Source organism: Psychrobacillus sp. FSL W7-1457 (assembly GCF_038593405.1).
GTDB lineage: Bacteria > Bacillota > Bacilli > Bacillales_A > Planococcaceae > Psychrobacillus.
Map to the genome: position 1 here is coordinate 846934 of NZ_CP151993.1, position 11851 is coordinate 858784.

The window sequence follows — 11851 nt, forward strand, 5'->3', positions numbered from 1 at the left end:
GACAGAGAAAAGTATATGGTTTTCCATTTTCTTTTAATCGTTCGTGCTTTCTATAAAAGTGATTAATGTAAATCTAATTTTACAAAACGTTAATGAATGGCTGATTGTTCTTAATACGTAAGATTGCTATATTTGCCAGGAACATTGGAATGATGAATATTACTTTTGTCTAGTGACTAAAAATATGGAGGGAAATCATGAACAACAAGATGAAGAAATCTGTCATGGCAGCAGTACTCACAACTTCTCTGCTAGTTTCAAGCAATACAGGTTATGCTAATAGTTCACTTCAATCGATGGTGGATCAGGCAAGAAAAGACATGAAGGAGGCTGCATATGCTTATGTAGTTCCTGCTCAGAACGGTCAGGTAGCAACTAGCGCAGAATTATATCCGGCATTAAACTTGGCAAAGAAGAATTATCAAAAGGCAAGAAGTGCTATACAAAAATCGAACGCTTCAAACAAGGCTGCTATGTTGAGAGATTTGGATGCATTATACGAGGAGCGTGTTACTAAAGGGATCATACCTTATATTGATGCTTATAATTACGCGGACAAGTATTTAAATCCTATAATGGCTGATATTAAAAAAGCGGAAAGTGCAAAGGATTGGGAAAAGGTTGAATCACTTTATCACAAGCTTTCAGTTCAGCTAAAAAATAGAACAGTTATCCTTTACCGTTTTTCTGGTAAGGCAGCTAGAGATCTATTACTAGATCAGTATAAGGAGCCTGCAAATCAAAAACGAGATCAGTTAATGATACCTGTCACTATTTACATGAAAGTGAAGGAAGCGGATAAATTACTTGCTGCAGGTAAAAAGGCAGAAGCTATTAAGATATTAGAATCTATTAAACCATTAGTTAATCGTTTACCTTCTCCTAGTGCTTTACCTATGGTGAAGGAGCTTATCGACAAGGTGACGGAGGTATCTAAAAAAGCTGGAATGGATATTATTATACCGACACCAATGCCTACACCTGTTCCAACACCACCATCCATACCAAGCCCACCACCATCGTCCGGTGGCGGAGGAGGAGGGAGTAATCCAGCTCCTAACTTCAAATTATCTATTATGCATACAAACGATACACATGCTCAATTAGATAATGTGGCAAAGCGCGTGACAGCTGTAAAAGATTTTCGTAAGGAAAAGCCATCAGCCCTTCTCATTGACGCTGGAGATGTATTTTCTGGAACTTTATATTTTAATGAATTTCAAGGACAAGCAGATTTAGAATTTATGAATTTAATGAAATATGATGTGATGACAATTGGTAATCATGAATTTGACCTAGGTTCGAGTTCGGAAGGGCATCAAGCTTTAGCAGAATTTATTAAGAAATCTAAATTCCCTATTGTAAGCTCCAATGTCGATTTTTCAGAGGATGTAGATCTTCAAGGATTGTTTAATGTAAAAGTAGCAAGCAGTGCGAAAGACGGTCAAATCTACAGTGGAATTATCAAAGTAGTCAATGGGCAAAAGATAGGATTATTCGGTTTAACGACAGAGGAAACAAAAGATATATCTAGTCCAGAAAAAGTAACTTTTACGGATTATATAAAAGCAGCAGAGACAATGGTAGCGGAGTTCAAAAAGCAAGGTGTCAACAAGGTTATTGCGGTGTCTCACCTAGGCTATGATGATAATCCGGCATACGACAATGATTTAGAGCTAGCTGCAAGAGTTTCAGGAATTGATATTATAGTCGGAGGACATAGCCATACAAAACTAGAAGCCCCAGTAGTGGTCACTAAAGACAAAAACGGTAAAGCCAAGGATCCGACTGTTATTGTACAAGCCTATCAGTATAGTGAGTTTTTAGGTACTTTGGATGTAGAATTTGATAACAACGGTAGAATTGTAAAGAATGCTGGAAAGCTAATCAGTGTAAATGATAAAAAAGAAGATGAAGAAGCAGCAAATTTATTAAAAAAATACTCGAATAAAATTAAAGAAATAAAAGAGATGGAAACGGGAGCGACTGCTGTTAAAGCATTAGAAAATCCACGGGCTACTGCAGATAACCCAGCTAGTGTACGAAGCAATGAAACTCCACTTGGTAATTTAATAACAGATGGCATGTTAAATAAGGCAAGAGTGTATAACAAAGATGTAATTATGGCATTCCAAAATGGTGGGGGTATTCGAGCTGCTATTAATCAGGGACCGATCACAGTTGGAGAAGTAATCTCCGTACTTCCATTCGGTAATACTTTAGCGACGATGAAGCTTTCAGGTGCAGAGATAAAAGCCGCATTTGAGATTAGCTTTAAAGAGTCTCCAAAGGAAAATGGAGGTTTTCTTCATGTATCAGGAGCAAAGGTTGTCTATGATTCTTCAAAACCAGTTGGTCAACGAGTAGTTTCTATTCAATATAAGGATGCTGCAGGTAAGTATGTTTCGCTAGAAAATGGACAAGAATACATGATTGCGACAAACGCGTTTACTGCTAAAGGTGGAGACGGTTACGATGTGCTCAAAAAAGCATATGAACAAGGCCGTGTAACTGATTTAGGTCTTTCTGACTGGGAAAACCTACGGGAGCATATTGCAGCTCTTAAAACTGTAGATCCTCAAGTGGAAGGAAGAATTGTGAATGTTGCTGGTCAAGGTGACACTGAAATTCCTGGCGGAAATATCCCTGCCGATGACTTCTCAGGAACTAAAGAGGAGCCTAAAGTATATAAAGGCGATGTAACCGTATCATTATCAGATATAAGTAAGCTCGAACATGCAGTAATAAAAGGAAATCTAACATTAGTTGGTAGCCCATCAGGAAGTGTATCCTTCTTCAATATTACAGTTGAGGGCGATGCAGACTTTTCAGAGTTAGATAGTGATAGCTACACCTTAGACGGAATAACGGTCTTAGGAAATATCATTCTATAGCTTTTATTAATACTAAAATCCCTAACTAAAAGGAGAAATATAGAGATGATAAAAAGGAACTGGAAAAAGCATTTGAATGTGCTTTTGTCTGCAACACTTATGGCTGGACTAGTTTTACCAGCGTTACCTTCCAAGGCAGTTGCGGCAACTAATGCCACGGATTTAATCATATCGGAGTACGTAGAGGGAACTAGCAATAACAAGGCAATCGAGCTCTATAATGGGACTGGCTCCGACTTAGACCTTTCTAACTATTCGATAGAACTTTATGCGAATGGTAAAACAAGTGGACCAGCTGCTCTAAAATTGTCAGGCACGTTAGCTAACGGTAAAACTTACGTAATTTATAATAATCAAGCGAATGCAGCCCTTAAAAACAAAGGGGATTTGCAAAATAGTACTGTGACTGCCTTTAACGGAGACGATGTTCTACTGTTAAAGAAATCCACAGAGGTTGTTGATTCCTTTGGTCAACTAGGAAGCACAACAAAATGGGGAGAAAATGTCACGCTAGTGAAAAAGGCATCTGTTCTTTCTGGAGATTCAAATCCTAATGATGTATACGATGTAACTGTTCAATGGGACTCGTATCCAATAGACACATTCGATCATCTAGGCTCTCATACAATGGGTGGAACAACTCCAGTGGAACCAGACCCAGAGGAGCCAGAGGAACCAACATCTATCACAGTTGCTGAAGCTCGATCAGGAAAAATAGGAGACACAGTAACTATTAAGGCAATTGTAGCTGCTAACCTGAAAAACAGCATTTCTGTACAAGATGGGACGGCGGGGATTGCGGTTCGACCTGCAAGCCTGCCAGCAACGATCGGTGATGAAGTTATAGTATCAGGTAAACTAGCAGAATATCTTGGACTTTTACAATTGGACAATGCAACTATAGTTGATAAGCAAGAACAGGTAGGTGCTCCAGCTCCTAAGGTTGTAACAGGTGCAGAGGTGAATGAAGCAAATGAATCACTTCTCGTGCAGGCGAGAGATATTACATTAACTGCAGTGAACGCAAATAACTTTACTGCCACTGATGGAACAAATAGCTTTATCGTCCGTGATGAAAAAGGAATATTAAATCTAAAAGTTGGTAATGTCTATGAATCTATCACAGGAATTGTTCAACAATTTAATAATGACTATCAAATTATTCCACGATTTGCTTCAGATATCGTAGAGGATAGTTCTATTCTACAGTCGGTTGTTGCTACACCAGGTAGCGGGACATATGTAGGGGGGACCACGGTTACTCTTTCTACTACGACATCCGGTGCTGAAATTTATTACACGATAGATGGCACAGATCCTACTGTGGAAAGCATAAAATATACTGCACCAATCGATGTTCAAACGAATATGACAGTAAAGACGATAGCAGTAACGGCTGATGGAGTCTCAGAGATAAAAACCTTTGAGTATATCATTACAGACAGTCTGCAAATCCACGATATTCAAGGTGAAGGACATACTACGTCTTTTGTAAATCAAACGGTGGAAGGAATCCAAGGTGTTGTCACGTATTCTTTTGTTCTAAACGGTTCAACTTATTATACGATTCAGACGCCAGATGAGTTTGTTGATGACAATTCGAATACTTCAGAAGCAATCCTACTTTACAGCGGAACTAAGGCTTGGCCAATTAAAGTTGGAGATTTAGTTGAGGTTACTGGGAAAGTTAGTGAGTATGCCTATGATGGATATTCCGATGCTAACGCAACTGATTTGAAAACAACTCAAATTAATGTAAGAAATGACCAAGGCGGGAAAGTTACTGTGGTGAAGAGCAATGTGTCTTTACCAGAGCCAATTATCATCGATGAGTCAAAGATGAATTTAGAAGCAATTGATAGCGATCACTTGCAAGTTTTTAACCCAACAGTAGATGCAATTGATTTTTGGGAAAGTATAGAAGGAATGCGTGTGCAGGTTGGTAATGTGAAGGCTGTATCCCCTCAGGAACACGGAGATTTGATTACCGTATTAGAAAGTGCACCTACCAATTCTCTTCATGGTGGAGTTCTTTTCGAGGAAGGTAACCAAAATCCAAATCGTATTCAATTCCGATTGGAGCCAAATGGAGCGGCACGTAATTTTGAGGTTGCTACAGGAGACAAGTTTAATGGCCCGATTGTTGGGGTTGTAGGGTACTCGTATCAAAACTTTAAAATTTATGTTTCTTTAAATGAAATGCAAGCAGCACATACAAAAGGTACTGCTTCTCCAGAGAAAACTACAATTGTAAAAGCAGAAGACAAACTGACAATCGCTTCCTACAATTTAGAGAATTTCTCTAATAATAAATCGTCTACTTCAGACGACAAAGCTAGAAAATTAGCTAGAGCTATAGCTAATGATATGCAAAGTCCAGATATCGTTGGAGTAACAGAGGTTCAAGATAATAATGGAGAATCTACAGGAGATTCAAAAGCAAATCAAAGCTACGAGCGCCTAATAACAGCGATTAAGGCTGCCGGCGGAGTGGAATATGAATATGTGAATATCGATCCTGTCAACAATGCGGATGGTGGAGCACCTAATGCTAATATTCGTGTTGGATTTCTTTACAACCCTGAGCGTGTGTCGTTAACCAAAGGAATGCCAGTAGGTGGAGCAACCACTAAAGTTGGTTATGAAAATGGTAAGCTAACGCATAACCCAGGTCGTATCGACCCAACCAATAGTGCATTTAATAGCAGTCGTAAACCTTTGGCAGCTCAATTCGACTTCCAAGGTGAGAATGTAATCGTGATTGCGAATCACTGGAATTCTAAATCTGGAGATACTCCTTTGTTTGGAGCTATTCAACCACCAGTTTATAAAAGTGAAGCACAGCGCCATCAAATTGCAAACATAGTTTATGGATTTATAAAAGATGTTCACACGAAAAATCCAGAAGCAAATATCGTTTCATTGGGAGACTTTAACGACTATCAATTCTCTCAATCGTTAAAAATTCATGAAGGTCAATTAATGAAAAATATGATCAATAAAGTGGAAGCTTCGGATAGATACACGTATTTATACCAAGGAAATTCACAAGTTTTAGATCATATTTTAGTTACGAATAACCTTGCTAACAAAACTAAAATTGATGTTTTGCATATCAATGCTGACTTCACAGATATGGCAGGACGTGCTTCTGACCATGATCCTGTAATGGTTCAAATTGACTTGCTTGCAGAGGACGAAGTGACACCAATTGTTGCAGAAAAACAATATAGCTTGAAAAATGTTCAATCAAACAGAGTGACCATTACTAAACCAAGCGTTTCCATCGAATTGGATGCTCAATCTGAAATAACAGAGGGGATTTTCTTTACCGGTGCATATGCAGAATTTAAAGGAGAAGGCTTTGCAGAGCATTCTGTTACCCTTGTCCCGGCAAAGGATGGAGCAATCACAGATTTTAAAGGTACACACGTGCTTAAGGTCGTTGTGGATGGTACACATGTTAAGGAAATAAAAGGCGCAGAAAACATTCAAGAATTTGATTTTATTAACGGAGCAACAAGAGATTCTATCAAGATTACCAATTCAAAAGGGGAACCCATTGTGGTTCCTTCTTTACCTGGAGAAAACCGAGCACCAATCGCTTCAACTATACCTGCTATGAGTGTAAAAGCAGGTCAAACAAAATCCATTGAATTAATGGATTATTTCTCTGATCCAGATGCGGATGAACTAACGTTTACTTCCACATTTGGAAAGATTAAAGGTTCGGTACTAACCCTTGACTTGGAAGAGGGCACTTATTTAGTAGGAGTTACCGGATCAGACGGCGATAAAGAAGTAACGACTCGGTTCAGTGTATCTGTCTCATCGGCAAGCTCACCGACAGATAATTATTATAAGGATGCTCTTGGTAAAGAAGGCGCTGCACTAAAAGTAGCTCTTCATGAGATTATCGACGGCCATACACAGCTTAGCTATGATCAAGCATGGGCTGCATTACGGGAAACAGATGAGGATCCAAATAATAAAAATAATGTTATCTTGTTTTATTCGGGGAAATCCCGTTCTAAAACTGCTAACGGAGGAAATGTAGGGCAATGGAACCGCGAGCATACGTGGGCTAAGTCACATGGGGATTTTGGTACAAGTAAAGGGCCAGGAACAGACATCCATCACCTACGTCCAACTGATGTTCAAGTGAATAGTGCGAGAGGCAACCTAGACTTTGATAATGGCGGGTCACCAGTTAGTGGCTGTGACGGCTGTTATAAGACAAAAAATTCCTTTGAGCCACCTGATAGAGTCAAGGGGGATGTTGCTCGTATTCTTTTTTATATGGCTACACGTTATGAAGCAGGAGATAGAGTAGATTTAGAGCTTAACGAAAAGCTGAATAATGGCTCTGCTCCTTTTCATGGAAAGCTTTCTGTTTTGCTAGAATGGCATGAGCAAGATCCAGTAGATGAATTTGAACTTAACCGAAACAATGTTATCCAGGAGTGGCAGGGGAATCGCAATCCATTTATCGATCATCCTGAATGGGTGGAGTTAATATGGGGAGAAGCAGGTTCTTCAAGCCTTCCTAAAGCTTCATAAGCCATAGTAAAAGACTGGACCCCTTCAAACAGGGGGTCCAGTCTTTTGGTTACTGGAAATTATCGATACATTTTGCATGGGTAGCTAGAGGTGGTTAAGTTTAACATCTAATTTTAGGTGGTTTACGACGATCATGGCTTAGATTACGATAATTCCGCTCCTGAATGCGATAATGAGCGCCTGTATTACTACAATCAAGCTCAAGTTTACGACAATCGCCCCGAAGATTACGACAATCCCAAAACTGCTCACCGGTCTAAGCACTTTTACAACAATGCGCGCCTGGATTACTACAATCAAGCTTAGGTTTACGACAATCGCCCCGAAGATTACGATAATCCCAAAACCACTCACCGGTCAAAGCGACTTTTACAACAATGAGCGCCCAGATTACTACAATCAAGCTCAAATTTACGACAATCGCCCCGTAAATTACGATAATCCCAAAACCACTCACCGGTCAAAGCGACTTTTACAACAATGAGCGTCCAGATTACTACAATCAAGCTCAAATTTACGACAATCGCCCCGAAGATTACGACAATCGCAAAACTGCTCACCAGTCAAAGCTAACTTCACAACAATCCACCCTATCCTACAATTAAAAAACCTGGACCCCTATAAAGGAGGTCCAGGTTTTCATTATTTACGTTTTGTTAAGCGACCAGCTAGGAATGCAGCTGCTGCTAGTCCAATTACTGTATTTGTTTTTTTATTGAATACTTGTTTGGTAACAAGTGCTAAGTTTTGTGGTCGTTCAGCTAGACGGCGCATGAAGTATCCATACCAGTCACTACCAAAAGGTACGTATGTACAGAAGTTATACCCTTCTTTAGCAAGTTGGAGCTGCATGTCCTTACGGAAGCCGTACAGCATTTGGAATTCGAATTTATCGTTAGGAATATCATTGATTTTAACAAATTGCTTCACATGATCAATCACGTTATGGTCGTGTGTCGCAATGGAGGTGAACTTGCCGTTAAGCAAATGATACTCAATCAATTGGATAAACTTGCGATCAATCTCTGCTTTATCCTGATATGCGATGTTAGCTGGCTCTTTATAAGCCCCTTTTACTATTCTTAAACGATAGTTTTTATATTTCTCAATATTTTCATCAGACTCATGGAAGTAGGCTTGAATTACTGTGCCGATGTTGTCGTGCTGTTCACTTAGTTCCTCCATTAGCTCAAAGGAAGGATGCAGTCGACCGTAGTCTTCCATATCGAAGTTAACAAAAATATCGTATTCGTCCGCCAAGGCAACAATCTCTTTTAAATTTTCATAACAAAAATCACGATCTATATCTAGTCCTAGCTGTGAAGGTTTTAAAGAGATATGTGCATCCACACCATGTTCATGTATTGCTGTAATAACCTCTAAGATTTGCTTCTTAGCAGCAGTAGCCTCTGATTTTTCGAACACGAACTCACCTAAATTATCAACCGTACAGGAGATTCCCTGTTGGTTTAGTTCTTTAATGCTCTCAATCGTTTCTTGAATATTAGTTCCTGCAACAACACTTTGTGCACCCATTTTTAAACCATATTTTTGAGCTGCACTGTTAAGTGTACGGTTTTCAGATAAAGCGATAAAAAAGTCACGTAATGCCATCTAATATCTCTCCCTCATGTTCATCAATCAATTTCTCAAGCATTATAACATATATTTTAAAATTGTGATAAATTTATCTTTTTTTAATATAAATATATTTTTGCGCAAATCCCTGTATGGCGGGGTTTATTATTAGAAAATAACAAAAAAATAAAATTATATGAATGCAATATACTTTTCAAAACATATTAAATATTATATGTTTTAAGTTAAAGAAGAAATTAATAGAAAGTGAGGACAAGTATGGATCAGTATATTTTAAGTTTAGAAACAATAGATACACATACGATGGGAGAGGCAACACGTATAGTTATCAACGGCTTTCCAGATATTGTTGGAGAGACGATGATGGAGAAAAAGGAGTATGTCAAAGAAAATTACGACCACCTTCGTAAGCTATTAATGAACGAGCCAAGAGGGCATAAAGATATGTTTGGCTCCATTTTAACTGAACCATGTAATGAAAAATGTGATATAGGAATAATTTTCATGGACAGTGGCTCCTATTTGAACATGTGTGGTCATGGTACTATTGGCACTGTTACGATGTGTTTAACTAAAGGGATTATTCCTAAAAAAGAGCTTATCTATGTAGACACGCCTTCTGGAGTTATAGAATGCAGAGCTTATTTTAAGGGAGATCAGGTGGAGAGTATCGAATTTACGAATGTCCCTGCGTTTATCTTACATAAAGGATTATCTATCAAGTTAAATGACATAGGTGATGTATCCGTAGATATTGCATTTGGAGGAAGTTTTTTTGGGATAATCAATTCCTCTGATTTAGGGGTCAATATTGACCTATCGGACAAACAAAGAATATTAGAACTTGCTACTGAGGCAAGGGATTATATCAATCACCATATCAATATTGAGCACCCGACTATTCCGAACATCCGAACGGTGGATTTGATCGAAATTACTAATAAGATTAGTGACAATCATTATAAAAATGTAGTTGTATTTGGAGACGGTCAGATTGATCGCTCACCTTGTGGAACTGGAACGTGCGCTAAAATGGCTGCCCTCGAATTAGAACCAGGAGCTTCCATTATTCAAGAAAGTATTATTGGTTCAACTTTTGAAGGAAAGGTATTAGGCAAAACAAAAATCGCAGAAATAGACGCTATTATCCCAGCTATCAAGGGGTCTGCTTGGATTACTGGAGAGCACAGATTTATTCTTCAGGAAGCAGATATTTATGCGGAGGGTTTCGCGATTTAAAGAAGGTTTTTATTTAAAGGGGGCAAAAAAAATGGAAAAAAAATTATCGTTTTTTCAAATTGTAGCCATTGGGTTTATGTTATTTGCCATGTTCTTAGGAGCTGGTAATGTGATTTTTGCTCCAGTTTTAGGGCAGCAGGCAGGGACCAATACACCGATTGCCATGGCAGGATTCTTAGTAACTGGAGTAGGCTTAGTTTTACTAGCAATAATTGCACTGACTAAAGGTGGAGGAACTGTGGAAAAGCTGGCAAGTAGGGTTTCCCCTAAATTTGCTGTTGTTTTCTCTGTTTTGTTGTTTTTAACGCTAGGACCAATCTACGTTATTCCCAGGACTACCTCGGTAGTTTATGAGATTGCTATTAAACAGCTGATTACGGACAATAGTATGATAGGTTTATTTTTACTTGTTTTTTCTATCATTTTTATCGCTTTGACGGTTTACCTATCATGGGAGACTACTAAATTTGTTGATCGATTAGGAAAGTTAATCACGCCTGTCTTTGCAACGCTTTTAGTGATCATCGTTGCTAAATCTATTTTCACTCCGATGGGCTCTGTATATGGACCTATGGATGGAATGGGTTACGAAACTGCCAGTGAGGCTTTTTTAAAGGGGTTCACGCAAGGGTACTTTACGATGGACGTGTTAGCTGCGTTTGTCTTTGGTGGGATCTTTATAAAATCAATTGATGCTTTAGGTATTCGCTCTAAAAAGGAAGTATCCAAGGTGTTTATCAAGGCCGGTCTTATCACAGTAGTTGGACTAGTTCTGTTGCAGGTTTCGATGTCTTGGATCGGGGCAACTAGTATAGATGCTGTTGGCTATACAACAAACGGCGGAGAGCTGATTGCACTTGCTTCTAAAGCGTTATTTGGCCCAATTGGAATTTATTTAATTGGAATTGTTATTTTCTTAACTGGTATTACGACGAATGTAGCTTGTTTAGCTGCTGTAGCAGAATACTTTGAGCGGATTATTCCAAGGGTGTCCTACAAGAAATGGTTAATCATCTTCTCACTAGGAAGCTTGGTTATCACTAACTTCGGATTAACTAAAATCTTGACTATGGCATCACCAATACTAATGCTGCTGTACCCAATTGCTATTGCACTAATTATCTTGATTTTTACGGATAGCTGGTTCAAGGGTTCACGTGCGGTATATGTTGGCACTATTATCGGTGTAAGTATAGTTGCTATCATGGATGCGCTAAAAGATGCGAACATCGCGGTGGAAACGCTTAACAATATATTTGGCTTTATCCCGTTGTTCTCAAACGGAGCAGGGTGGATTGTTACTGGTCTGATTGGTGCGATCATCGGCTTTTTCTTTAAAAAGGAGAAGCAGGAAGAGACCGGGGAACTGCGGGAGGCTTAGTATGTGTCCCTGTGTCAGACACAATTCATTTGGGCGGAACATTGAGATAGGTTGGTTTCGGGGGAAGTTGCGTGTGTCCCTGTGTCAGACATAATTCGCCTAGGCTTACGAGAATCTTTTTGAAACGATGAAAAAGCTCCCATATTAGGGAGCTTTTTTAGTTGTTTAGGAAATTATA

At 38.9% G+C, this 11851-nt stretch carries 5 protein-coding genes; 4 read left to right on the top strand and 1 reads right to left on the bottom strand.

Annotated elements, in window-relative coordinates:
• Positions 1–197: 197 nt before the first annotated feature.
• Together NSQ95_RS04035 and NSQ95_RS04040 are read left to right on the top strand one after the other, a co-directional pair.
• Positions 198–2894, top strand: coding sequence for a 5'-nucleotidase C-terminal domain-containing protein (locus tag NSQ95_RS04035; protein WP_340885072.1), 2697 nt, complete (start codon positions 198–200; stop codon positions 2892–2894).
• Positions 2895–2939: 45 nt separating this feature from the next.
• Positions 2940–7454, top strand: a complete 4515-nt coding sequence (locus NSQ95_RS04040; RefSeq protein WP_340885070.1) for an endonuclease — start codon at positions 2940–2942, stop codon at positions 7452–7454.
• A 642-nt stretch (positions 7455–8096) separates the two neighbouring features.
• Here the strand turns inward: NSQ95_RS04040 and NSQ95_RS04045 are convergent.
• Positions 8097–9068: a proline dehydrogenase family protein gene (locus NSQ95_RS04045; RefSeq protein ID WP_340885068.1), complete on the bottom strand. Its 972-nt coding sequence runs from the start codon at positions 9066–9068 to the stop codon at positions 8097–8099.
• Positions 9069–9311: 243 nt separating this feature from the next.
• On the opposite strand from NSQ95_RS04045, the gene NSQ95_RS04050 reads away from it, so the two are divergent.
• The gene (locus NSQ95_RS04050; protein ID WP_340885066.1) at positions 9312–10292 is read left to right on the top strand and encodes a proline racemase family protein; all 981 of its coding nucleotides are present in this window, start codon (positions 9312–9314) and stop codon (positions 10290–10292) included.
• Between the two features lie 31 nt (positions 10293–10323).
• Positions 10324–11673: a branched-chain amino acid transport system II carrier protein gene (gene brnQ, locus NSQ95_RS04055; RefSeq protein ID WP_340885063.1), complete on the top strand. Its 1350-nt coding sequence runs from the start codon at positions 10324–10326 to the stop codon at positions 11671–11673.
• Positions 11674–11851: the final 178 nt, after the last annotated feature.

Coding starts and splice junctions, on each gene's coding strand:
- NSQ95_RS04035 (WP_340885072.1), top strand. CDS start 198: ATGAACAACAAGATGAAGAAATCTGTCATGGCAGCAGTACTCACAACT.
- NSQ95_RS04040 (WP_340885070.1), top strand. CDS start 2,940: ATGATAAAAAGGAACTGGAAAAAGCATTTGAATGTGCTTTTGTCTGCA.
- NSQ95_RS04045 (WP_340885068.1), bottom strand. CDS start 9,068: ATGGCATTACGTGACTTTTTTATCGCTTTATCTGAAAACCGTACACTT.
- NSQ95_RS04050 (WP_340885066.1), top strand. CDS start 9,312: ATGGATCAGTATATTTTAAGTTTAGAAACAATAGATACACATACGATG.
- brnQ (WP_340885063.1), top strand. CDS start 10,324: ATGGAAAAAAAATTATCGTTTTTTCAAATTGTAGCCATTGGGTTTATG.